The 23,476-nt window shown below is 72.5% G+C and carries 20 protein-coding genes; 4 read left to right on the top strand and 16 right to left on the bottom strand.

Features of this window, described 5'->3' with window-relative positions; translation table 11 throughout:
- Positions 1–12: 12 nt before the first annotated feature.
- Positions 13–3,039 (top strand): FxSxx-COOH system tetratricopeptide repeat protein, encoded by a 3,027-nt coding sequence (gene fxsT / locus FDM97_RS28565; protein ID WP_137993383.1) that lies wholly within the window; start codon positions 13–15, stop codon positions 3,037–3,039.
- 79 nt (positions 3,040–3,118) lie between these two features.
- Here the strand turns inward: fxsT and FDM97_RS28560 are convergent, their stop codons facing one another.
- The 13 genes from FDM97_RS28560 to FDM97_RS28495 all read right to left on the bottom strand — a co-directional run bounded on the left by FDM97_RS28560 (position 3,119) and on the right by FDM97_RS28495 (position 16,690).
- On the bottom strand, positions 3,119–6,913 hold the full coding sequence (locus tag FDM97_RS28560) for a multifunctional oxoglutarate decarboxylase/oxoglutarate dehydrogenase thiamine pyrophosphate-binding subunit/dihydrolipoyllysine-residue succinyltransferase subunit (protein ID WP_137993382.1): 3,795 nt from the start codon (positions 6,911–6,913) through the stop codon (positions 3,119–3,121).
- Positions 6,914–7,193: 280 nt separating this feature from the next.
- Positions 7,194–8,303, bottom strand: a complete 1,110-nt coding sequence (locus FDM97_RS28555) for a HAMP domain-containing sensor histidine kinase (protein ID WP_137993381.1) — start codon at positions 8,301–8,303, stop codon at positions 7,194–7,196.
- Complete coding sequence (locus tag FDM97_RS28550) at positions 8,300–9,037, bottom strand: response regulator transcription factor (protein ID WP_137993380.1); 738 nt, start codon at positions 9,035–9,037, stop codon at positions 8,300–8,302. The genes FDM97_RS28555 and FDM97_RS28550 overlap by 4 nt, the downstream gene beginning before the upstream one ends.
- A 60-nt stretch (positions 9,038–9,097) precedes the next feature.
- Positions 9,098–9,763, bottom strand: a complete 666-nt coding sequence (locus FDM97_RS28545; protein ID WP_137993379.1) for a spermidine synthase family protein — start codon at positions 9,761–9,763, stop codon at positions 9,098–9,100.
- 108 nt (positions 9,764–9,871) lie between these two features.
- Positions 9,872–10,474 carry a hypothetical protein gene (locus FDM97_RS28540; protein ID WP_137993378.1) on the bottom strand — a complete coding sequence of 201 codons (603 nt, stop codon included), beginning with the start codon at positions 10,472–10,474 and terminating at the stop codon, positions 9,872–9,874.
- 56 nt (positions 10,475–10,530) lie between these two features.
- Complete coding sequence (locus tag FDM97_RS28535; protein WP_137993377.1) at positions 10,531–11,856, bottom strand: hypothetical protein; 1,326 nt, start codon at positions 11,854–11,856, stop codon at positions 10,531–10,533.
- A complete protein-coding gene (locus FDM97_RS28530; RefSeq protein WP_137995078.1) occupies positions 11,853–12,638 on the bottom strand; it encodes an ABC transporter ATP-binding protein in 786 nt (261 codons plus the stop codon). The genes FDM97_RS28535 and FDM97_RS28530 overlap by 4 nt, the downstream gene beginning before the upstream one ends.
- Positions 12,639–12,790: 152 nt before the next feature.
- On the bottom strand, positions 12,791–13,636 hold the full coding sequence (locus FDM97_RS28520) for a zf-HC2 domain-containing protein (protein ID WP_137993376.1): 846 nt from the start codon (positions 13,634–13,636) through the stop codon (positions 12,791–12,793).
- Complete coding sequence (locus tag FDM97_RS28515) at positions 13,633–14,238, bottom strand: RNA polymerase sigma factor (RefSeq protein WP_137993375.1); 606 nt, start codon at positions 14,236–14,238, stop codon at positions 13,633–13,635. Before FDM97_RS28515 ends, FDM97_RS28520 begins: the two co-directional genes overlap by 4 nt.
- 72 nt (positions 14,239–14,310) lie before the next feature.
- On the bottom strand, positions 14,311–14,802 hold the full coding sequence (locus FDM97_RS28510) for a hypothetical protein (RefSeq protein WP_137993374.1): 492 nt from the start codon (positions 14,800–14,802) through the stop codon (positions 14,311–14,313).
- 16 nt (positions 14,803–14,818) lie between these two features.
- A complete protein-coding gene (locus tag FDM97_RS28505; RefSeq protein WP_137993373.1) occupies positions 14,819–15,070 on the bottom strand; it encodes a hypothetical protein in 252 nt (83 codons plus the stop codon).
- A 30-nt stretch (positions 15,071–15,100) separates the two neighbouring features.
- On the bottom strand, positions 15,101–15,871 hold the full coding sequence (locus tag FDM97_RS28500) for an RNA polymerase sigma factor (RefSeq protein WP_175439268.1): 771 nt from the start codon (positions 15,869–15,871) through the stop codon (positions 15,101–15,103).
- A gap of 183 nt (positions 15,872–16,054) precedes the next feature.
- A complete protein-coding gene (locus FDM97_RS28495) occupies positions 16,055–16,690 on the bottom strand; it encodes a GNAT family N-acetyltransferase (RefSeq protein ID WP_137993371.1) in 636 nt (211 codons plus the stop codon).
- A 131-nt stretch (positions 16,691–16,821) separates the two neighbouring features.
- On the opposite strand from FDM97_RS28495, the gene lon reads away from it, so the two are divergent.
- Together lon and FDM97_RS28485 are read left to right on the top strand one after the other, a co-directional pair.
- Positions 16,822–19,233 carry an endopeptidase La gene (gene lon / locus FDM97_RS28490; protein WP_137993370.1) on the top strand — a complete coding sequence of 804 codons (2,412 nt, stop codon included), beginning with the start codon at positions 16,822–16,824 and terminating at the stop codon, positions 19,231–19,233.
- Positions 19,234–19,307: 74 nt separating this feature from the next.
- A complete protein-coding gene (locus tag FDM97_RS28485) occupies positions 19,308–19,928 on the top strand; it encodes a DUF4240 domain-containing protein (protein ID WP_137993369.1) in 621 nt (206 codons plus the stop codon).
- Between the two features lie 30 nt (positions 19,929–19,958).
- On the opposite strand, the gene FDM97_RS28480 is transcribed toward FDM97_RS28485, so the two are convergent.
- Entirely contained in the window at positions 19,959–20,819 is an 861-nt protein-coding gene (locus tag FDM97_RS28480) for a lytic polysaccharide monooxygenase auxiliary activity family 9 protein (protein WP_137993368.1), read from the bottom strand.
- Positions 20,820–21,003: 184 nt separating this feature from the next.
- On the bottom strand, positions 21,004–21,840 hold the full coding sequence (locus tag FDM97_RS28475) for a lysozyme (RefSeq protein WP_137993367.1): 837 nt from the start codon (positions 21,838–21,840) through the stop codon (positions 21,004–21,006).
- Positions 21,841–22,061: 221 nt separating this feature from the next.
- On the opposite strand from FDM97_RS28475, the gene FDM97_RS28470 reads away from it, so the two are divergent.
- Positions 22,062–22,544 carry a MarR family winged helix-turn-helix transcriptional regulator gene (locus FDM97_RS28470; protein WP_137993366.1) on the top strand — a complete coding sequence of 161 codons (483 nt, stop codon included), beginning with the start codon at positions 22,062–22,064 and terminating at the stop codon, positions 22,542–22,544.
- A 15-nt stretch (positions 22,545–22,559) separates the two neighbouring features.
- Here the strand turns inward: FDM97_RS28470 and FDM97_RS28465 are convergent, their stop codons facing one another.
- On the bottom strand, positions 22,560–23,342 hold the full coding sequence (locus FDM97_RS28465; protein WP_137993365.1) for a protein phosphatase 2C domain-containing protein: 783 nt from the start codon (positions 23,340–23,342) through the stop codon (positions 22,560–22,562).
- Positions 23,343–23,476: the final 134 nt, after the last annotated feature.

Here is a 23,476-nt window from a genome sequence, read left to right as displayed (position 1 = left end):
GGAGACGTACAGATGGTGGAACAACGGTCGGGCGGCGGCGCGGCGGACCATGGCGGCAGAGCCGCCCCGCACCATGTCCTCGTGGTCTTCCCCGGCTACCACCGGCCGTGGGCGGCCTGGATCAACCAGCGCCTGGAGGCACACGGGTTGCGCGCCACCCTGCAGCGCTGGGACCCACCGCGCGAGGTGCCGCTGGAGGACTCGCTCGGCGACCTGCTGCTCGCCCGCGGGACGGTCCTGCTCGTCCTCAACGACTGGTTCTTCCAACTCGGCCCGCGTCCGGCGGGCGAGTGGAACGACGTCCTGCGCGGCTTCGTCGCGGCCCACGCCGACCGCTTCGCTGCCGTCAACCTCACCAACCGGCCGCTGCTCCCCGCCACCGCCGTCCTCGAACCCGTCAGCCTCTGGGGCGTCGGCGAGGAGGAGGCGGAGGCCCGGCTCCTCAGCCGGCTCGGCATCGAACCCCGCAGGTCCGGCGGACGTCGCGTCTCGCCCGCGTCCTTCGCCCGGTACCCCGACACACCCCCGGAGATCTGGGGCGAGGTCCCACGCCGCAACCCCCGCTTCACCGGCCGCGACGATCTCCTGACCGAGCTCCAGGAACGGCTCATGGACGCCGAACGCGGCCACGCGGCATGCACCCTGCTCGGCATGTCGGGCATCGGCAAGACCCAGATCGCCGCCGAGTACGCCCACCGCTTCAGCCCCGACTACGACGTCGTCTGGTGGGTCAACTCCGACGACCGCAACATCCAGCGCGACCGCTTCGGCGAGCTCGCCGCCGAATTCCAGCTCCCCACCGGAAGCGAACCGGGCGAGCGCATCCGCGCCGTCCGGGAGGCGCTCCGCCGCGGCGACCCGCACTCCCGCTGGCTGGTCATCTTCGACGGCTGGGACGACACCGACGGCGCCAACGTCATGCTGCCGCACGGCCCCGGCCACGTACTGATCACGTCCCGCAACCGCGGCTGGGGCGACTACACCGACGTGCTCGAGATCCCCAGCTTCGACCGCGCCGAGTCCACCGGCTATCTGATGCGCCGCGCCCCGCAGGTCACGGCCGCGCAGGCCGACGAGGTCGCCGCCGAGTTCGGCGACGTCCCCCTGCCCCTCGTCCAGGCCGCCTCCTGGCTCGGCGAGTCCGGCATGGAGGTCCCCGAGTACCTCCGCATGATCAGGGAAGGACGGCTCTCCACCGTCGACGAGCCGTCCGCGGGCGACGGCTTCCCCCACTCCTCCCTCACCTCCTGGTCGATACTGATCAACCGGCTCCGACGCTCCCAGCCGCAGGCCATCGAGATCCTCAGCCTCTGCGCGTCCTTCGCCCCCGGCCGCATTCCCCTCGGCATCGTCCGCGCCTACCCCCAGGCCGAACTGCCCGAGGACCTCCGCTGGATGGTCAACGACCTGTCCGCCTGGACCCGGGCCCTGGACACCCTGGTCAACTACTCGGTGCTCACCCGGGAGACCCGCGGCCCGGCCAGCACCGACGAGGTGGGACCGCACCAGGAGTCCGTGCACATGCACCGGCTCGTCCACGACATCGTCGCCCGCCTCACCGACGGCGACCACCGCTCCTCCCACCGCAAGGCCGTCCGCACCCTGCTCGCCGAGGCGGACCCCGGCAACCCGATGGACAGCCGCCACTGGCCCCGGTACGCCGAACTCCTGCCGCACCTGGAGCCGTCCGGGGCGCTGACAAGCCGGAACCCGCGCATCCAGGCCGCGGTGCTCAACTGCCTGCGCTACTGCTACCGCAGCAGCGAGTTCAAGGCCGGCGCCCGGCTCGCCGAGAGGATCCGCGACAACTGGTCCAGGTTCATGGACCCGATGGACCCGGCCATGCTCGAACTGACCACGCAGGAGGGCAACATCCTGCGGCGCAGCGGCCAGTTCCGCGAGGCGTACGAACTCGACCTCGCCCAGCGCGAGCGCCTGCTCGCCGCCTCGCCGCCCAACGAACTGGGCTCCCTGCAGTCCAACGCCTCCATCGCCGCCGACCTGCGCTTCCTCGGCCAGTACCAGGAGTCCGAACGCCTCCAGCGCGAGGCCATCGCCGAAGCGCAACGCCTCCTCGGCGAGACCGAGTTCCTCACCCTCGTCTCCCGCCACAACCTGGGCGTCGTCCTGCGCATGCTCGGCCGGTACCAGGAGGCGTACGACTCCGACGTCGACACCCTCGCCCGGTGCGAGAGCGTCCTGCGCCCCCGGCACGCCAGCACCCTCAACTCCAGCAACGCCGTGGCGCACGACCTCAGGCTGCTCGGCCACTACCGGGAGGCGCTCGCCCGGCAGGAGTCCACCGTCCGCCTGCACGTCCAGCTCCTCGGCCCGCACCACCTGCAGACCCTCTACGCACGCAGCCAGCTGGCGCTGTGCCGGCGCCGCGAGGGCGGAACCTCGCAGGACATCGGCGCCATGATGGCCAGCCTGCTCGAACAGCTGGAGCAGGTGCACGGCCGGAGCCACTTCGTCACGCTCTCCTCGATCACCAACTACGCCAACTACCTGCGCGAGCACGGCGACCTCGACCAGGCGAGGGAACTCATCACCGAGGCCGAGGCCGGTTACCGTGCCCTCCTCGGCCCCGCCCACCCCGTCGCCACGGGCATGGTCGCCAACACGGCCCTGGTGATGCAGGCCTCCGGCGAGCGCGCCGACGCGCTGGCCCTCCTGGAGGCGGCCCTCGCCGGGCTGACCTCCTCCCTCGGATCCGACCACCCCTGGGTCCTCGGCTGCGCGCTCAACACCACCGCCGCCCGCAACTTCAACGGACGGGTCGCCGACGCCGCCGAACTCAGCCGCGAGACCCTGCGGCGGGCCCGGCACACCCTGGGCAGCGAGCACCCGCTCACCCTCTCCTGCCAGGTCGCGCTCGCCACCGACCTGCGCGGCCTGCGCGAGGTCGAGGAGGCCGGGAAGCTGGAGGAGGACGCCCTGCTCACCCTCACCAGGACCCTGGGCGCCCAGCACCCGCACACCCTCTCGGCACGCCAGCGCAACCGCCCCTACTGGGACTTCGAGGCCAACCTCGCCTGATCCCCGACGGTCCGGGAAACGCCGGAGGCCCGGCACCCCTCTCGGGGTGCCGGGCCTCTCGCCGTACAGGTGCCGCTGATCAGGCGTCGAAGACCTCGTTGACCAGCTGCTGCTGCTCGGCCTGGTGGCGCTTGGCCGAGCCGACCGCCGGGGACGAGGAGTGCGGACGCGAGATCCGGCGCAGGCGCTCGCCGTGCGGGATGTCGGCGCCGACCGCCAGGTCCAGGTGGTCGATCAGGTTGAGCGCGATGAACGGCCACGCACCCTGGTTCGCCGGCTCCTCCTGCGCCCACAGGTACTTCTCGGCGTTCGGGTACTTGGCGATCTCGGCCTGCAGCTCGGCACCCGGCAGCGGGTACAGGCGCTCCAGACGGATGATCGCCGTGTCCGTGACACCGCGCTTCTGCCGCTCGGCCTCCAGGTCGTAGTAGACCTTGCCGGCGCAGAAGACGACCTTGCGGACGTTGGCCGGGTCGACCGTGGAGTCGCCGATCACCGGGCGGAAGCCGCCGGTGGTGAACTCCTCCGCCTTCGACGCCGCGGCCTTCAGACGCAGCATCGACTTCGGGGTGAAGACGATGAGCGGCTTGTGGTGCGGGTTGTGCACCTGCCAGCGCAGCAGGTGGAAGTAGTTCGACGGCAGGGTCGGCATCGCGACCGTCATGTTGTCCTGCGCGCACATCTGGAGGAAGCGCTCCGGGCGGGCGGACGAGTGGTCCGGGCCCTGGCCCTCGTAGCCGTGCGGCAGGAGCAGCGTGACGCCGGAGGTCTGGCCCCACTTCTGCTCGGCCGAGGAGATGAACTCGTCGACGACGGTCTGCGCGCCGTTGACGAAGTCACCGAACTGGGCCTCCCAGATGACCAGGGAGTCCGGGCGGGCCAGCGAGTAGCCGTACTCGAAGCCCATCGCCGCGTACTCGCTGAGCAGCGAGTCGTAGACGTTGTAGTGGGCCTGGTCCTCGGCCAGGTAGAGCAGCGGGGTGTAGTCCTCGCCGGTCTCCTGGTCCACCAGGACCGCGTGACGCTGACCGAAGGTGCCGCGGCGGGAGTCCTGGCCGGACAGCCGGACCGGGGTGCCCTCCATGAGCAGCGAGCCGATGGCGAGGGTCTCGCCGAAGCCCCAGTCGATGGTGCCGTCGTCGATGGAGGCCGCGCGGCGCTGCATCTGCGGCATCAGACGCGGGTGGACCGTGATCCGCTCCGGGATGTTGACCTGCGACTCGGCGATCCGCTTCACGACCTCCTGGGAGACCGCGGTGCTGACGGTGACCGGGAACTCCGGCTGGGCGTCCGGGACGTGCGTCGGGGCCGGCGCCGAGGTGGCCTCGCGGACCTCCGCGAAGACCTTCTCCAGCTGGCCCTGGAAGTCCTGGAGCGCCTGCTCCGCCTCTTCCAGCGTGATGTCGCCGCGACCGATCAGCGACTCGGTGTACAGCTTGCGCACCGAACGCTTCTTGTCGATCAGGTTGTACATCTGCGGGTTGGTGAACTGCGGGTTGTCGCCCTCGTTGTGACCGCGGCGGCGGTAGCAGATGAGGTCGATCACGACGTCCTTGTTGAACGTCTGGCGGAACTCGAAGGCGAGCCGCGCGACGCGGACCACGGCCTCCGGGTCGTCGCCGTTCACGTGGAAGATCGGCGCCTCGATCATGCGGGCCACGTCGGTCGCGTACATCGAGGAACGCGAGGACTCCGGGGCGGCGGTGAAGCCGACCTGGTTGTTGATCACGATGTGGACCGTGCCGCCGGTGCGGTAACCGCGCAGCTGCGACATGTTCAGCGTCTCGGCGACGACACCCTGGCCGGCGAAGGCCGCGTCACCGTGCAGGGCGACCGGCAGGACGGTGAAGTCCGTGCCGCCCTTGTTGATGACGTCCTGCTTGGCGCGGACGACACCCTCAAGGACCGGGTCGACCGCCTCCAGGTGCGAGGGGTTGGCGGTGAGCGAGACCTTGATCTGCTCGCCGTCCAGGCCGGTGAAGGTGCCCTCGGCGCCCAGGTGGTACTTCACGTCGCCGGAGCCGTGCATCGACTTCGGGTCGAGGTTGCCCTCGAACTCGCGGAAGATCTGCGCGTACGACTTGCCGACGATGTTCGCGAGGACGTTCAGGCGGCCGCGGTGGGCCATGCCGATGACGACCTCGTCCAGGCGGGACTCGGCGGCGGAGTCGATGACCGCGTCGAGCAGCGGGATGACGGACTCGCCGCCCTCCAGGGAGAACCGCTTCTGACCGACGTACTTGGTCTGCAGGAAGGTCTCGAACGCCTCGGCCGCGTTCAGGCGGCGCAGGATCCGCAGCTGCTCCTCGCGCTCCGGCTTGGAGTGCGAGCGCTCGACGCGGTCCTGGATCCACTTGCGCTGCTTCGGGTCCTGGATGTGCATGAACTCGACGCCGGTGGTGCGGCAGTACGAGTCGCGCAGCACGCCGAGGATGTCGCGGAGCTTCATCATCGACTTGCCGGCGAAGCCGCCGACCGCGAACTCGCGCTCCAGGTCCCACAGGGTGAGGCCGTGCTCGGTGATGTCCAGGTCGGGGTGCTTGCGCTGGCGGTACTCCAGCGGGTCGGTGTCGGCCATGACGTGGCCGCGGACCCGGTAGGAGTGGATCAGCTCGAAGACCCGCGCGGCCTTGGTGACGTCGTCGTCGTGCGAGGCGTCGATGTCCTTGAGCCAGCGGACCGGCTCGTAGGGGATGCGCAGGGACTTGAAGACGTCGTCGTAGAAGCCCTCCTCGCCGAGGAGGAGGTTGGCGACGATCCGCAGGAACTCGCCGGAGGCGGCACCCTGGATGACCCGGTGGTCGTACGTCGAGGTCAGGGTCATGACCTTGGAGATGCCCAGCTTGTTCAGGGTGTCCTGGGAGGTGCCCTGGAACTCGGCCGGGTAGTCCATCGAGCCGACGCCCATGATCACGGACTGTCCGGGCATCAGACGCGGCACGGAGTGGACGGTGCCGAGGCCGCCGGGGTTGGTCAGCGAGACCGTGACGCCGGTGAAGTCCTCCATCGTCAGCTTGCCGACGCGGGCGCGCTTGACGATGTCCTCGTAGGCCTGCCAGAACTCGAAGAAGGTCAGGGTCTCGGCCTTCTTGATGCCGGCGACGACGAGCTGGCGGTCGCCGTTGGGCTTCACCAGGTCGATCGCGAGACCGAAGTTCACGTGCTCCGGCTTGACCAGGGTCGGCTTGCCGTCCTTCTCCGCGAAGGAGTAGTTCATCGACGGCATGGCCTTGATCGCCTGCACCATCGCGTAGCCGATGAGGTGCGTGAAGGAGATCTTCCCGCCCCGGGCGCGCTTCAGGTGGTTGTTGATCACGATCCGGTTGTCGAAGAGCAGCTTCACCGGGACGGCGCGGACGGACGTGGCCGTCGGCACATCGAGGGAGGCGTTCATGTTCTTCGCGACCGCGGCGGCGGGGCCGCGCAGCGTGATCAGCTCGGGGCCGGCGGGGGCCTCGGCGGCAGGGGCCGCGGGGGCCGGGGCCTGGGCGGCCGGAGCGGGCTTCGCCGGGGCGGGGGCCGGAGCGGCCGCGGCGGGCTTGGCCGGAGCCGGAGCCGGAGCCGGGACGGCAGCCGGGGCCGGAGCGGCCTGGGCGGGCGCCGGGGCAGCCGGAGCGGCGGGGGCGGCCGGAGCGGCAGGTGCGGCCTGTGCGGGGCTCACCTGCGGCGCGGCGGCGGGAGCCTCCGTCGAGCCGGGCTTGTAGTCGGCGAAGAAGTCCCACCAGGCACGATCGACCGAATTCGGGTCCTGGAGGTACTGCTGGTAGATCTCGTCGACGAGCCACTCATTGGCGCCGAAGGCGGTCGCAGGGTTCTGACCCTGCCCGTCTTGGTCGGTGGAGATGCTCGAGTTACTGGGGGACTGAGACGACACGGCGGTAACCGCCCTCTTCCGCTTCACAAGGTGATGGACAGCGGAAATAAAGGCTACGCCTCCCTGGCCGAGAGGTGCAGGCCGGGCGCTCCAACGTCGCGCAAGTCACACTTGACACGGTGTTTCGGCGCAGGGAATGGCGGGAAACAAGCGTGGTTCTGCCCTCTCGCGGGTAGGCGAGAGCGTGGCTGCCCCCCGCTCCGCGGAACAACCCTGACCACGTCCTGATCACGTCCCGTACAAGGACGCGCAGGACCTGTGCTTCCGGTTCGACCCTACGTCAATCCCGCGCCGGAAGGCTGCCCGGAAGAGTGACCTGGATCCGGCAGCCGCGTGACGATTCGGCCACTCCGATCTCCCCGCCGTGCAGATCCACCGCCCAGCGGGCGATCGCGAGCCCCAGCCCCGTGCCGCCGTCGCTGCCCGGACCGGCCTGGGCCGGCACCTGCCCGCGGTTGAACCGCTCGAAGACCGTGTGCCGCAGCGCCTCCGGGATGCCGGGACCCTCGTCCTCGACCTCCAGCTCCAGCGAGTCCGGCCACGCCCCGCGCCGGGCCCGTACGGTCACCCGGCCGTGCGGCGGCGAGTGCTTCACCGCGTTGTCGATGAGGTTCGCCATCACCTGGTGCAGGCGTTCCGCGTCCGCGTGAGCCGTCAGCTCGGGCGGCGACACGTCGAGGTGCAGATGGACGTCCGTACGGTTGTGCAGGCCGGACGAAGAGGACAGGCCGCGCTGGGACGCGGCGAGATTGGCCTCGCGCAGCACCCCCGAGAGGTACGGCCAGACCTCGAAACGACGTGCCTTGAGCGTGACGACACCGTTGTCGAGTCGTGACAGGTCGAGCAGCGTCTCCACCAGCCGGCCCAGCCGCTCCGTCTGCTTCAGCGCCGTCCGCATGGTCTCCGGATCGGCCTCGGAGACCCCGTCCACCACGTTCTCCAGAACGGCGCGGAGCGCGGCGATGGGGGTGCGCAGCTCGTGCGAGACGTTCGCGACCAGCTCCTTGCGGTGCCGGTCGACGGCCTCCAGGTCGTCCGCCATGCGGTTGATCGTCGACGCGAGGTCGCCCAGCTCGTCACGGCGGTCCGCGCCGCGCACCCGCCGGCTGAAGTCGCCCCGCGAGATCGACCCGGCCACCGTGTTCATCTCGTCCAGCGGCGCCGTCAGGGACTGCGCCACGAACTGGGTGATCAACAGGGTCGCGATCATCGCGAAGATCGTGATGTAGCGGAACTCCGTGGAGGTCCTGATCGCCACGAGCGCGAGAGCCGAGGTCAGCAGCACCGCCCCGACGACCAGCGCGCCCAGCTTGGTCTTGATCGAGATGACGATCCGGCGTCTGGCCCGCGGCTCCGTGGGCGGCCCGGTGCTCGGGCCCCGCCGGCTCATGGCGCCGGGGTCTCCAGCGCGTATCCGACGCCGTGGACCGTACGGATGCGCTCCGCCCCGATCTTCCGCCGCAGTGCCTTGATGTGGCTGTCGACCGTCCGGGTCCCCGAGGCGTCCGCCCAGTCCCACACCTCCGCGAGCAGCTGCTCGCGGGAGAGGACCGCGCGCGGCGTGTTCGCCAGGCAGACCAGCAGATCGAACTCGGTCGGCGTCAGGTGCACGTCCTCGGCCCTGACCCGGACCCGGCGCTGCGCGTGGTCGATCTCCAGCTCGCCGAGCCGCAGGATCCCGCTCCGCGGCGTCACGGCCGCCAGCGCGGCACGCTCCACCCGGCGCAGCAGCACATGCACGCGCGCGGCCAGCTCACGCATCGAGAACGGCTTGGTCATGTAGTCGTCGGCGCCGACGCCGAGCCCGACCAGCATGTCCGTCTCGTCGTCCCGCGCCGTGAGCATCAGGACCGGGACCGGCCGCTGGGCCTGGACCCGGCGGCACACCTCGAGACCGTCGAATCCCGGCAGCATCACGTCGAGCACCATCAGGTCCGGCTGCCACGCCTCGGCCGCGTCGACCGCGGCCGGTCCGTCCGTCGCCGTCTGGACGAGGAACCCCTCCGCCCGCAGCCGCGCGGAGATCGCATCCACGATCGTCGTGTCGTCCTCGACGACCAGCACCCGCCGCTGTGCGCCTGGAGTGGGCGCCGCACCGTGGTGAGTGGTGTGTGTCTGCTCCATTGCCCCGCCTCGCATCGCTGGTGTCGGCCAGCCAGCCTAGAGGCACCGGCAGCGTCCCGGCTACGCAGGCCGGACGCCGAGGTGCACCACGTCAGGGACGCCCCGGGCAACCGGGATCTCTTCCGTCCGTACCCCGCTGAATCCGGCATTCCGCAAGGACTCTTCGAAATCGGCGGACGGCTGAGCGGACCACACGGCGAGGATTCCGCCGGGGGTCAGCCGGGCCGCGCAGGCCGCCAATCCCCGTGCGGAGTAAAGGCTTTGGTTGTCCTCGGTGACCGTCCAGTCGGGACCGTTGTCGATGTCGAGACAGAGCGCGTCGTAGGTGTCGGGGGAGGTGCGGACGTACTCCACTAGATCCGTGTGCAGGATCACGCTGCGCGAATCGGCCAGCGCCGCGCCGGAGATCGCGGCCAGCGGCCCCTCGCGGTGCCAGTCGATGATCGCCTGCTCCCGCTCGACCACCGCGATCCGCGCCCAGCGGGGGTCGGCGGCGGCGTGCGCGAGGGAGAAACCGACACCGAGGCCGCCGATCAGCACGGAGGCACCGGGGCGCCCGCCGAGGGCGTCCATCGCCGCGTCGACCAGCAGCCGCTCCGAGCGCCCGTCGGAGGTGTCCATGAGGAACGTGCCGTTGGCGATGATCTCGTAGTGCTCCTCGCGCTGTCGCAGCACTACTTCTCCGTACGGGCCCTCGCGGCGGTCGAGGGTGACGGGCCTGGACATGTTCTCGCGCTCCGATCGGGCTCTGGGGGTCGTCGTCCCGGCCATCCTCGCGGGGGGAGCGCGGCCGGGACAAACCGGTGGCCGGATACGGTCGCCCGCTCCGCGAGGTCAGTTCCGTACGGGACGGGCGCCGCGCGCGGCGAACAGGGCCGTGCCCGCGGCGAACGCGGTCAGCGCCACCACCCAGGCGCCCGCCTGCGGGCCCGGCTGCACCGGCCAGGCCCACAGCGACGCCGCACCCCCCGGTCGCCCCGGCGCCGCCAGATAGACCGAGCCGAAGTACACCGTGATCGGCAGCCAGCTCAGCCGGGCGCCGATCACCGCCGCCGCGGCGGCGGTCACCCCCACCGCGCCCAGCGTGTTGCGCACGATCGCCGGGCCGCCGAACTCCTCCGGGTGCCCGGGGACCGTGAGTGCGAGGAGCGCCACGGCGAGCGCCGTCAGGGCGAGCGTGTGGACCGAGCGCCGCAGGGGCCAGGGGCGGGCCGCCGTACGGTCCAGCTCGTCGCTCGGTGCGTACAGGCTCGTCCCCACCGCCGACGCGGCGAGCAGCGGGGCGAGCACGACGACCGGAACCCGCGCCGTGTGGTCGAAGCCCGGCTGCGCCTGCAGCCAGGACGCCGCCCAGGCGGCCGCCGCCGCCGTACCGAGGAGGGCGGCGAGGACGCCCGGGAGCGTGCGCGAGCGGGCGTAGAGGGAGAGACCGCTCAAGGGCCCGCGCAAGAAACCGCCCAAGGGGCCGCTCGGGAGACCGTTCAAGAGACCGTTCACGGGATCGGCACCTCCTCGGGGCGGCAGGTGTCGGCCGCCAGATAGCGGGTGAGATAGGCCCGTTGTCCGGCCGGGGACTTGGCCTTCAGCCGGTCGACGTACACCTGAGCTTCACTGATGTCGGGCCCGAAGTCCGGCGGATTCGGCGCGAGCCAGGTGATGACGGCGAGATTGACCGTCATCGCCCGCTCCGCCCCCGGGCCCTCGAAGCTGCCTGACTCGCAGGTGGCCGAGAACAGATGCTGGACGGCGGAGCTCGCGTACACCTCAGGACGCGTCAGCCTGCCCCGTACCGCGTCCAGGCCCGGCTCAGGGAGTTCGGTCTCGCCGGGCCCGGGGCCGTTCGGCGAGCTGACCCAGCGGGTCGGGGCACCGGGCACCCCGCGGAGCCGTTCGTTGAGCGGGGCGAGGGCACGCGACACGTCCGGCAGCAGCCGGCGGTCGAGGGCCGTCACGCAGATCTGCGGCGTGCCGTCGTCGCAGACGAGGCGGGCCGCTCCCGGGTCGAGGCGCCAGGGCCCGTCCTCCGGCAGCCGGAGGATCACCGCGGCGGCGGCGATCGCGGCGGCGAGGGGAACCACGGCGAGCAGCCGGAGCCGCGCGGGGCGGGCGGCGTACGCGAGGAGGGCGGCCAGCGCGAGTCCGCCGGTCCACACGGCCGAGACGGGGGCGAACCACCACACGGGCGCGTGCCAGGCGTAGGAGTGCTCGGACGCCGGGCTGAGCCAGCGGACGGAGCTCTGCATGTACGTGGGCACGCCGAGCCCGACGTAACCGGCCACCGCGAGCAGCGGCGCCGTCAGCCGCCACGGCACGAGCCGGCCCACGAGATGGCCGAGCGTGCCGAGAGCGGCGAGCGCGACGGCGTCGGCGGCGACGAGTTCGAGGTACGGCCGCCCGCCGCCGACGTACGGCCAGGTCGCGAGCAGGCACACGGCCGCGGCCGGCAGGTACCCGGCGACCGGCCAGAGCGCGGAGGGCGCGACGGCGAGGACGGTACGGCGGAGCCGGCCGCGCGGGACGGAGCCGAGCAGCTCGAACACGCGCCGCCGCCGGTCCCGGCCGCCCTGCCAGCAGCCGGCGGCGAGCGCGAGGGGGCCGGCGAGCAGCCCGGTGGCGATGTGCAGCAGGTCGGTGGCATCGGCCCAGCGGCCCTGCCAGCCGGGCGCCTTGCCGTACATCGCCACGAGAATCGTGACGGCCACGGCGGCCCCGGCCCAGGGCCCGGACCCGCGCCGCAGCTCGGTGCGGAGGACGGCCGTACGGGGTGGCGCCTTCGGGGAGCCGGTGCTCGCGGGGGAGCGGGTGGCGGTCGCGGTCACCGGGAGACCCCCGGGGCGGGGGCGGGGGCGGAGGCGGAGGCGGGGGCGGAGGCGCGGTGGGCGCGCAGGGCCGCCGTGTAGCCGCGCTCGATGGCGTTCGCCGCGTCGTCGCCGGAGGATCCCGACTCCTCGCCCAGTGAGGTCAGCGCGGCGGTCGTACCGCGGAAGGCCACACGGCCCGACTCGATCAGCGTGACCTCCGAGCAGGCAGCGGCCACGTCCTCCACCAGATGGGTGGAGACGACGACCGTGGAGGACGCGCCGATCTCCCGCAGAAGTGTCCGGAACTCGACCCTCTGCTCAGGGTCGAGACCGGCCGTCGGCTCGTCGAGAAGGAGCAGCTCCGGCTCGTTCACGATCGCCTGCGCGATCCCGGCCCGGCGGACCATGCCCCCGGACAGGGTCTTCAGCTTGGCGTCGATCCGGCCGGCGAGGCCCACCCGCTCGACGGCGTGCTCCACGGCGGCCGGGGCGCGGTCGGCGGGCATCTCTTTCAGCCAGGCCACGTACGCCACGAACTCGCGCACTGTGAACCCCGGGTAGAACCCGAAGTCCTGCGGCAGATAGCCCAGCCGGCGCCGGATCTCCGACCGCTCACGGTGCGCCCCGGCGTCCCGCCCGAGGAGCTCCACCCGGCCGGCCGACGGGGCGGCCACGGTCGCGAGGACACGGATGAGGGAGGTCTTGCCGGCGCCGTTCGGGCCGAGCAGCCCGTGGACACCGGGGGTGAGGGTCAGATCGAGGCTGTCGAGCGCGACGGTACGGCGGTGCCGGACGGTCAGGCCGGTCGCCGCGACCGTGGTGGTGCCGGTGGTGCCGGTGGTGCCCGCGGTGCCGGTCGTGCCGGTGGTGCCGGTGGTGCCGGTGGTGCCGGTGGTGCCCGCGGTGCCGGTCGTGCCGGTGGTGCCGGTCGTGCCGGTGGTGCTCGGCGTGGTCACAGGGTCTCCAGGTGGTCGAAGGAACGGCGGCGCAGGACCAGCAGGCCCGCGCAGACGACGGCGGCGGCGGCCCAGCCGCCCTGTGCGGCCGGGCCGGAGAGGTAACGGGCCAGTTCGGCCGTGGCCCCGGACCGCCCGAGCAGCGGCCCGGCCACCGCGAGCAGCCACCCGCCCGCGAGCGTCATCGCCGCCGCCCGGCACCCCACGAACGAGCCGAGCGCGAGCGTCGCCAGCGTCAGCGCGAGCCCCGGCAACAGCCAGGCCGCCGCCCCCGGAACACCGGAGACCGGCGGCAGCAGCGCCCCGGCCGCGGTCAGCAGCGGCACGCACACACCGAGCACGGCCGCCGCCCGGGTGAGCAGCAGGCGCAGCCCACCGGAGGGCGTCGCCACCCCGATCTCGTACATCGGGTCGGCATGCCTCCCGTACGAGACGGCCACCCCGCCGAGCGGCACCATCGGCGCCACGGCGAGCAGCACCGGCCGCGCTTCCTGGAACCCCGCTCCGTACGCGAGCGCCACCGCGGCCCCGACGGCGGCGAGGACCGCCACCAGCCACGCCCCGCGCAGCGCCGGTCCGGCGGCCCACAGCGCGCGGGCCCAGCGGGAGGCGGGGGACGGGACTCTCGCCCGGGCCTCCGCGCGTACGGTCTCCAGCAGCGCCGCCCGGACGTCCGCCAGGACCGGTCCCGAGCCGCCCGCGCGGACCGCAGCCGAGACACGGGCCGCGCAGCCGCCGCAGACCTCGACGTGCTTCTCCAGGGACCAGGCGTCGGGTTCGGCCGCCGCGCCCGCCGCGTAGCGGGCGGCCAGGGACTCGGTCACGTGCCAGGGCGCGGTCATGCGGTGCCTCCCAGGGGGTGCGGGCCGAGGGCGGCACGCAGTTCGCGACGGGCCCGCAGGGCGCGGGTCTTGACCGTGCCCTCCGGTATCCCAAGCAGCCGGGCCGTCTCACGGGTGGTCAGGCCGTCGACGACGGTGGCCCGCAGGACCTCGCGCAGCTCCGGCGAGATCCGGTCGAGCGCGGCGCCGACGTCCCCGTACTCCAGGCCGGCCAGGACCCGGTCCTCCGCCGAGGGGGCGAGGGCGACCGGTTCGGGGGCCGCGCGTTCCGCGCGGGCCCGGACGCGCTGGGCGTCGACCAGCCGGCGCGCGGCGACGACCCAGAGCCACCCTCCGGCCTCGCCCCGGCCGCGGTGGGAGCCGGCGGAGCGCCACACCGTGACGAAGGTGTCCTGGAGGACCTCCCGTACGGTCTCCTCGTCGGCGCAGCGCCGGGCCAGCCGGGCGTGCAGCCACCCGGCGTGCCGGTCGTACAGCACGGCCAGAGCCTCGGCGTCTCCCCGGGCGACCGCGCGCAGCAGCGCGGAGTCGTCCTGGTCTCGCGCTGGGTCTTGCGCCGGGTCTCCCCCTGGGTCTCCCCCTGCGGGGCGCAACAGTCTCACGCCCCTCTATCGCTCGGCGGCCGGCCGGCGGTTCACGCGGCGCCCACGGAGCGTACGTATGTCCGGGGTCCGTCAGGGGCTGGTGGGCGGGCCGCCTTCGGGCAGGGCCTCGAACACCCGCTGCAGCGCCGCCGGGCGCTCGCCGTCCGTGGTGACCACGACCCGGTACCGGTACGTGATGACGTACTGGAAGCCGTCGTAGACCGTCTTCCCTTCGCTCGGCCGGGTCGGCACCGCCGCGTACGCCGGGTCCTCCAGCGCCGCGCGCAGTTCCGCCACTTCGGCCGGTGTCATCTGGCCGGTGCGCGGGGGCTTGGTGCCGGAACGGGTCGTGTAGCTGCCGTCGTAACGGACGGTCAGCTGGTTGTCGACCCCCGCGAGGCCACCGCTGACGTTCAGCTCGACGAGGACCTCTTTCGGGGCGGGCTCGCCGGCCTTGACAGTCGTGTCCTGCGTCCCGGACGGGGGAGGCGGGGTCGCCTCACCGCACCCGGTCACCGCCGTCGCCGACGCCAGCACCGCCGACACGAGCCAGAGTCCCCCGTAACGCCTCCTGCGCACCATGCCTCCGAGCATGCCCTCAGCCGATCCGGTTGGCCAGTGCTTCGCGCAGGGCGTCGAGGCGGGGGCCGTGCGGCCCGCCGCGTACGGCCTGATCGACGGCGTCGACACAGGCCCGGCACCGTTCGAGATGGGCCTCGGCGTGGCCGAGGACGTCGTGGGACAGCTCCCCGCGCGCGTAGGCGGCCACCCAGTGCTCGGGCAGGTGCCCAGGGGCCTCGGGAAGGCCGGGGACGGGCCGGGGCGGTGCGGAGGAAGAGAGCTCGGTCATGCGAGGGCTGCTTTCGGGAGTGGGGGGAGGCTACGGGCGGGGGCGGGGGACCCGGGTGCGGTTGCGGTCACGGCTACGGGCATCGCAGGCACCTCCTCCCGGTGCCGGCGTTTCGTCCGGCGTCTCCGTCTTCGCCTCCGCCTCCGTCTTCGCCTCCGCCTCCCGCTGGGCCACGATCCACTCGCGCAGTCGGGCACAGCCACGGGCGGCACGGGCCTTGACGGTGCCCTCGGGGACGGCGAGACGCTCGGCGGTCTCGCGGACGCTGTAGTGCTGGAGGTAACGCAGCTCGATGACCTCGCGCTGCGGGGCGGGGAGCCCGGCGAGGGCGACGGCTATGGCGGCGTAGCGGGGCGAGGAGGCGAGCAGACACTCCTCCGCGGAAGGGGCCGTTCGGGCCGAGGCGGGGGTGTGCTCGCGCGCCCGGTCCTCCAGGGCGCGGTGGCGGCCCGCCGCCCGTTCGAGGTCGATCGCGCGGCAGTGGGCTATGCGCCGCAGCCAGGCCGGAACGCTGCCCTCGTGAAAGCCGGACGCGCTCTTCCACACCGTCAGGAAGGCCTCCTGGACGGCGTCCTCGACCGTCTGGGCGGGGAAACCGCGATTGAGAAGGTGGGCGAAGAGCGCGCCGGCGTGCCGGGCGAACAGCCGGGACAGCGCGTCCGTGTCGCCGTCGGCGACGGCGTGCACGAGATGCGCGTCGCACGCGTCCTCCTCGGCACGGTCCACGTCGCCTGCGGCGGGCGGCCCACCGGGGGCCGTGTCCTCGGTGCACTGCCCGCACCCGGGATAGCTGGTCGTCACGACGACTGAACGCACCGAAGGCGTACGGAGGTTGCAATTCCGCGCACGTTTCCAGCGCGCGGGGGTGGGGTCGGGGCGCGCGTCATGCGCCCCCGCCACGCGCGCCCTGCCCCCCGCCACGCGCGCCGCCGCTACGCGCGCTCCCGCCACGCGCGCTCCCGCCCCCCGCCACGCGCGCCGCCGCTACGCGTCCCGCACGATGCCGGTCAGCGGGCCCTCGTAGCGCCAGTCCAGCGAGTCGTACAGCGCGAGCCCGTCCGTCGTCGCCGAGAGCACTCCCGTCACCGCGCCGGACTGGGCGGCCGCCGCTTCGAGGGTGAGCATGACGTTGGCGCCGAGGCCGCGGCGGCGGTGGTCGGGGTGGGTCTCGATCTGGTCGGCGACCGCCGTCGCGCCCGTCGGGGCCATCTGGCCGCGGGCGGCGAGCGTGCCGTCCGGTGCCACGATCCGGACCCGGATCACGCCGTCGCGGGTCTCCGTCGTCCGCGCGTATCCCTCCGGCGCGGGCGGCCGCGCGCCCGCGTCCAGGCGCTTGCACATCATGAAGCCGGGGTCGTCAGGGACGGTCCACCCCGGGGTGATCCACTCCGCGACCTCCTCCGGCCCCGCCATCACCTTCAGCCAGGCGTACGGCTCGGTGATCTCCTCGCAGAGCTTGCCCACGGACACCGCGTCCGGAGCCGGCAGGACGTGCCGGAACACGTGCGTCGGGAGCCCCACGTCGATCCGGTAGCCCCAGGGCTCGGCGACCGCGGGCGGAGTGCCCCGCGAGACGGTCCAGCCGGCCACCCAGGCGGATGTAATAGACGCCATATCCATGCAGGTATTACAAGGCATCCGCTCGGCCGCCCGCGAGAGTGATCGCTCAGGGCGAACAGACCCCCAGGAACATTCCATGACCCCCGTGCATTGAGTCCACATAGCTCAACTTGACTGCCGAAGGGGAGATCATGGCTTCGACGTCCTCACCGCTCACTCTGCCTGTGCTGCCGCTCGACGACGAGGTCGTGCTGCCCGGAATGGTGGTGCCGCTCGACCTGTCCGACAACGACGTACGCGCCGCGGTGGAGGCCGCCCAGGCCGCCGCCCGCGCCGATACCGGCAAGCCCAGGGTGCTCCTCGTGCCCCGCATCGACGGCACGTACGCCGGGACCGGCGTCCTCGGCACCGTCGAGCAGGTCGGCCGGCTCTCGGACGGCGACCCCGGCGCGCTCATCCGCGGCCGCGGCCGCGTCAAGATCGGCGCGGGGACGACCGGCCCCGGCGCCGCGCTCTGGGTCGAGGGCAGCGTCGTCGAGGAGACCGTGCCCGAGCCGCTGCCCGGCTCCGTGACCGAACTGGTCAAGGAGTACAAGGCCCTGGCCACCAGCTGGCTGAAGAAGCGCGGCGCCTGGCAGGTCGTGGACCGCGTCCAGCAGATCGACGGCGTCTCCGCGCTCGCCGACAACTCCGGCTACTCGCCCTTCCTCACCGTCGAACAGAAGGTCGAACTCCTGGAGACCGCCGACCCGGTCGCCCGCCTCAAGCTCGCCACGGCCCAGCTGCGCGAGCACCTGGCCGAGCAGGACGTGGCCGAGAGCATCGCGAAGGACGTCCAGGAGGGCGTCGACAAGCAGCAGCGCGAGTTCCTGCTGCGGCGTCAGCTGGAGGCCGTACGCAAGGAGCTGCGCGACCTCAACGGTGAGACGGAGGGTGACGAGTCCGACGACTACCGGGCGCGGGTGGAGGCCGCCGACCTGCCGGAGAAGGTGCGCGAGGCCGCCCTCAAGGAGGTCGAGAAGCTGGAGCGGTCCAGCGACCAGTCCCCGGAGGGGTCCTGGATCCGCACCTGGCTCGACACCGTCCTCGAACTCCCCTGGAACGAGCGAACCGATGACGGCGCGACCCAGTACGACATCCCGGGCGCGCGGGCCGTCCTCGACGCCGAGCACGCGGGCCTGGAGGACGTGAAGGAGCGGATCACCGAGTACCTGGCGGTGCGCAAGCGTCGCGCCGAGCGCGGGCTCGGCGTGGTCGGCGGGCGGCGCGGCGGCGCCGTGCTCGCCCTGGTCGGCCCGCCCGGTGTCGGCAAGACCTCGCTCGGCGAGTCCGTCGCGCACGCGATGGGCCGGAAGTTCGTCCGTGTGGCGCTCGGCGGCGTACGGGACGAGGCGGAGATCCGCGGCCACCGGCGTACGTACGTGGGCGCGCTGCCCGGCCGGATCGTACGGGCGATCAAGGAGGCCGGGTCGATGAACCCCGTCGTCCTGCTCGACGAGATCGACAAGGTCGGCTCCGACTACCGGGGCGACCCGGCGGCTGCCCTCCTCGAAGTCCTCGACCCAGCGCAGAACCACACCTTCCGGGACCACTACCTGGAGGTCGAACTCGACCTCTCCGACGTCGTCTTCCTGGCCACGGCCAACGTCCTGGAGGCCATCCCGGAGGCCCTGCTCGACCGGATGGAGCTGGTGCGGCTCGACGGGTACACGGAGGACGAGAAGGTCGTCATCGCCCGTGACCACCTGCTGCCCAGGCAGCTGGAGCGGGCGGGCCTGGAGCCGGGCGAGGTCGTCCTCGAGGACGCGTCGCTGCGGAAGCTGGCGGGCGAGTACACGCGGGAAGCGGGCGTACGGAACCTGGAACGGTCCATCGCGCGGCTGCTGCGGAAGGTCGCGGCGCAGCACGAACTGGGCGACCGGGAGCTGCCGTTCTCGGTCACCCCGGACGACCTGCGGGGCCTGATCGGGCGCCCGCACCACATCCCGGAGTCCGCCCAGGACCCGGCCGAGCGCCGCACGGCCGTGCCGGGCGTCGCGACCGGCCTCGCGGTCACGGGCGCGGGCGGCGACGTCCTCTTCGTGGAGGCGTCGCTGGCCGACCCGGAGACGGGCGCGGCGGGCCTGACCCTGACCGGTCAGCTGGGCGACGTGATGAAGGAGTCCGCTCAGATCGCGCTCTCGTTCCTGCGCTCGCACGGCGCGGAGCTGGAGCTGCCCGTGACCGGTCTGAAGGACCGGGGCGTGCACATCCACTTCCCGGCGGGCGCGGTCCCGAAGGACGGCCCGAGCGCGGGCGTCACGATGACGACGGCGCTGGCCTCGCTGCTCTCCGGCCGCCTGGTCCGCACGGACGTGGCGATGACCGGCGAGGTCTCCCTGACCGGCCGCGTCCTGCCGATCGGCGGCGTGAAGCAGAAGCTCCTGGCGGCCCACCGCGCGGGCATCACGACGGTCGTGATCCCCAAGCGGAACGAGGCCGACCTGGACGACGTCCCGGCGGAGATCCTGGACAAGCTGGAGGTCCACCCGGTCACGGACGTCCGCCAGGTCCTGGAACTCGCCCTGTCCCCGGCGGAGATGGCGGTGAGCGCGGCGGCGTGACGCTCCCTGAGCGGTGGGGCACCCCTGTGCGGGGGTGCCCCACCGTTGTCAGTGGCGGCTGCCATGCTCAGGGCATGGACGAGAACGCCTTCTGGGCACTCATCGAGGACCTGCGCCGGCAGCCGGGCGACCGGGACGACCGACTGGAGTGGCTGAGCGCGGAGCTGCTGCGGCGGCCCGCCGGTGACAGCGTGGCTTTCCACGTGTGCCTTGAGCGGGCGTGCGACGCCGCGTACAGCTGGGAGTTGTGGGCGGCTGCGGAGCGGATCGAGGGCGGCCGGTGCTCGGATGACGGATTCGCGTACTTCCGGCTGTGGCTCGTGAGTCAGGGGCAGAAGGTCTACGAATCCGCCCTGGCCGACCCGGACTCGCTGGCGGACGTGCCGGAGGTCAGGCGACTCGCGGGGCGGCCGGTCGACGACTGGGACGACGAGGACTGGCCCGAGTGGGAGGAGCTCGACTACGTCGCGCAGGACGTCTACGACGAGCTGACCGACCAGGAGGACGACTCCGGCGACGCCTTCTTCGACAAGGTCTCGACCGAACAGGGCGACGACGCCCCGGACCCCACCGCCCCGCCTCGCGGCCGCCGACTGGACGCCGAGGCGATACCGAGGCTCGCCGCCCTCTTCCCCGCCGACGCCCACGCGGTCGCCGCTCCCGCCCGGTCCACGATGGGTGACGCGGACGCGTAGACCGGGTTGGGCCGGACACCGACCGTGCGTCTAGGACGCCCTCCGGCGGCGCGACAGAAGCACGCTCCCCGCGCCGAAGGCGGCAAGCGCGCCCGCGGCCGTGAGGGCGAGGGGGAGCGGGGAGGCGTCCGGCGTGGCGGCCTCTGCGGAGAGGGCCGGGGGGAGCTCGTCGCCGCCGTGGCCCGCGTGGCTGACCGTGGAGCGGTCGGCGCCCGCGGCGATCTTCGCCTCGCTCGGGGCGGAGGCCGCCGTCGTACCGCCGAAGGTGACGTCCGAGCAGCTGTAGAACGCCTCCGGGCTGTCGTTGCGCTGCCAGACCTTGTACACGATGTGGCGGCCCGTGCGGGCGGGCAGGTTGCCGGTGAAGGCGTAGAAGCCGTCCGTCGCCGTGCGGGTCGTGGCGTAGGTGGCCACCGGGGTCGCGTCCAGGTCCGACCACTTCAGGGGCTGCGTGGGGTCGAAGCCCTCCTTCGTGACGTACACCGTCATCGTCCCCGAATGCGGCGCCGTCACCCGGACCTTGAAGTCGAAGGAGCCCGCCGTGACCGCCGTCGCCGGCCAGTCCGTGCGCGCCCAGTCCAGGGCGCGGTACTTCTCGCGGTTGGCCGAGCAGAGCCTGCCGTCCGGGATGAGCAGCTGGTGCTGCCCGTCCGCGTTGGCGATGTTCACCTCGTTCCAGTCGTAGAGCGGCTGGGTGCCCGAGTCGGCGACGAGGTCCTTGCACACCTGCGACTTCGGGTTCTCCGGCCCCTCCGCGTAGCACGCGGCGACCCGGCTCACCGGGTTGAAGACGGCTCCGTGGGCGCCTGCCGTGGACGGGGTGAGGGGGACGAGTACGGCGGCGGACAGTGCGGCGGCGGCTGCGGTGGCAGCGCGGCGGGTGGACGGCATACGAGGCTCTCTCTCGTGCGTGGGGAGTACGGGACGAGCAACGTGCGGGCGGCGTACGGAAGTTGGGCCCGTACGACACCGTCGACCCGAAGCCTCGCATTGGTCCATACCAATACGCAAGAGTGAGGAGCGGCCTCCCGGGTCCGCCGCCGCGTACCCGGGAAGCCGCCGAAAGGGACCGCGCTCAGCCGTTCGCCAGCGCCTGTACCCGCGAGAGGTCACCGTTGAAGTGGTTGTGGTCGCCGACCGTCGGGCCGGACGAGGTGTACTGCCACATCGTGTAGTACGACCAGCCGGCCGGGAGTTCGCCCACCGTCGTCGCGTACCGCGCGATCCACAGCGGGTTGGTGGTGGCGAAGCCGCCGTAGTTGCCGGTGCACTGCTTCCACCAGCTCGTCGCCGTGTAGATCACCGGGTCGCGGCCGGTCCGGTACTTGTACCGGTTCACGAAGTCGCGGATCCAGGCGACCATCCCGGACTGCGTCTTGCCGTAGCAGGTCGCGCCGTACGGGTTCCACTCGATGTCCAGCGCCCCCGGCAGCGTCTTCCCGTCCCGGGACCAGCCGCCGCCGTTGTTCACGAAGTAGTCGGCCTGCGCCGCGCCCGTCGTCGTGTCCGGGGTCGCGAAGTGGTACGAGCCGCGGATCATACCCACGTTGTACGAGCCGTTGTACTGCTGCGTGAAGTAGGTGTTCTTGTAGTACGTGCCTTCCGTCGCCTTGACGTAGGCCCACCTCACCCCGCTGTTCCACAGGGTCGACCAGGCGACGTTCCCCTGGTGGCTGGAGACGTCCACGCCCTCGGTCTGGACCGCCTGGATCGAGATGCCTCCCGGCTTGCCACCCTGACCGTCATGGGCGGGGACGCCCATGCCCATCCAGGCGCTGCCACGGGCGGGGACCTGTCGGGCGCCGGGGTCCTGCGCGGCGTTCGCCGTGCCGGAGAGGAGGAGGGGCAGAAGCAGGGCCAGGGCCGCGAGCGCGGCGCCGGCGAGGGATTTTCCGGATCTGTGCACGGGCATTGCGTGCCTCCGAAAGGCTCGGTGGGGGAGCGATGTCGACAAGTCCTGCTGTGGACATGTCATAGATGCGCTGGGGGAGACGCTACGCACGTAGACCTACCGGCGGAAGAGGGCCTGAGTGCTGCCGTTGGTCTACTCCTGCGAAATACTGGGGGAGCTGCGGCGATGGCCGCGGCCGAAAGAAGCTTTCAGCGACCGGAAAGCGCGCGAGGGGTGCTGACGTGCACGGAAGCGGTACGGGGAGTGAAGGCGAGCCCACCACCAGGATTGGTGTGGACCAGGAATTCCTCGCCCTGGAACGGGAACTGGCGGTCTTTCTGCGCCGTGCCCGCGCTCAGTCCGGCGAGATGGCCCGCGAGGTCCATCCCGAACTGGAGCCCGCCGCCTACGGCCTGTTCGTACGGCTCGACGACGCCGGCCCGCAGCGCGCCACCGATCTCGCCGGGTACTTCGGCGTCGGCAAGGCGACCATGAGCCGCCAACTGCGCGCCCTGGAGGACCTCGGGCTCGTCGCCCGCGACCCCGACCCGGCCGACGGGCGCGCCTCGCTCGTCCGGCTGACGGAGGAGGGGCGGGTCCGCTTCCGGAAGGTACGGGACGCGCGGCGCGGGCGGTACGTCCGCAAGCTCGCGGACTGGGACCGCGGCGAGGTCGCCGAACTGGCCCGCCTGCTGCACCAGCTGAACGCCCGCGCGGAGGGCTGAGGGGCGGGCAGGGCCTCAAAGCGACGCGTACACCGCCGTCGCGTCGTCGTGCAGCTTCCAGCGGTGGGTGCCGCCCGCAGCCTCGCCCGCCGCCTCCAGGGCCCGTACCCGCCGGAGCAGGCCGTGCGGGCCCTCCTCGCGCAGCACCCCGAAGCAGTCCGCCCAGTCGCCCTCCTCGAAGAGCTCCACCCAGCGCGTCGCCCCGTCCGTGAGCGCCGCCAGGGCCCGTACCGCCGAGCGGGGCGTCGTCCCGGCCACCGCCCGCCGCGCCACCTCCGGGTCCGCCGCGGCCGTGAAGAAGCCGCCCTCCTGGTTGCGCAGGCGGTCCGTCGCCTCCAGTGAGCGGCGGATCTCGTCCGGGATCCGGTCGAGCCGGTCGTCGAGCACCGCCCGGACCGAGCCGTCCGGCGCCTCCAGAAGCAGCGCGGCGTCCGACAGGACCAGGTGCTCGACCACGGCCGCGTCCCAGCGGGCCATCGCGACGGTCGCCTGAGGCGTACGTACGTGAGAAAGGTCACAGGTTTTCCGGTGGGCGTCCGCGGTGCGCCGGATTGCCATGGCCAGGATCTCGGGCAGCGTCAAGTCACGCCGCGAAACAGACAGTTCGGTCAAAGCTCCGCCGAGGTGCGCGGTGAACCAGGGCACGTCGTGCACACAACCGTCATGACCGGCCGGCGGTGTCACCCCGTCGAGCACCACGACCGTCCCACCCTCGCCGGCGGCGGGCAGAGCGGCCGCTGCCCAGTCCTCGTTGGGGCGTTCGGGGCTGCCGGGGAGGGTGACCACGTCGGTGCGCATGATCTCCAGTCTGCCCGCGGGCCCATGGAGGCTGCATCACTCCTTCACAGTGCCTCCAAACGGCCGAATCTGGCCTGTACCAAGCCGTCGAGGCCGCTGCGGGAGACGGAACTGGAGGCTCCGGGAAGCTGCGG

It is taken from the genome of Streptomyces vilmorinianum (assembly GCF_005517195.1).
GTDB classification, from domain to species: Bacteria; Actinomycetota; Actinomycetes; order Streptomycetales; family Streptomycetaceae; genus Streptomyces; species Streptomyces vilmorinianum.
This window is presented reverse-complemented; position numbering and strand designations above follow the sequence as displayed.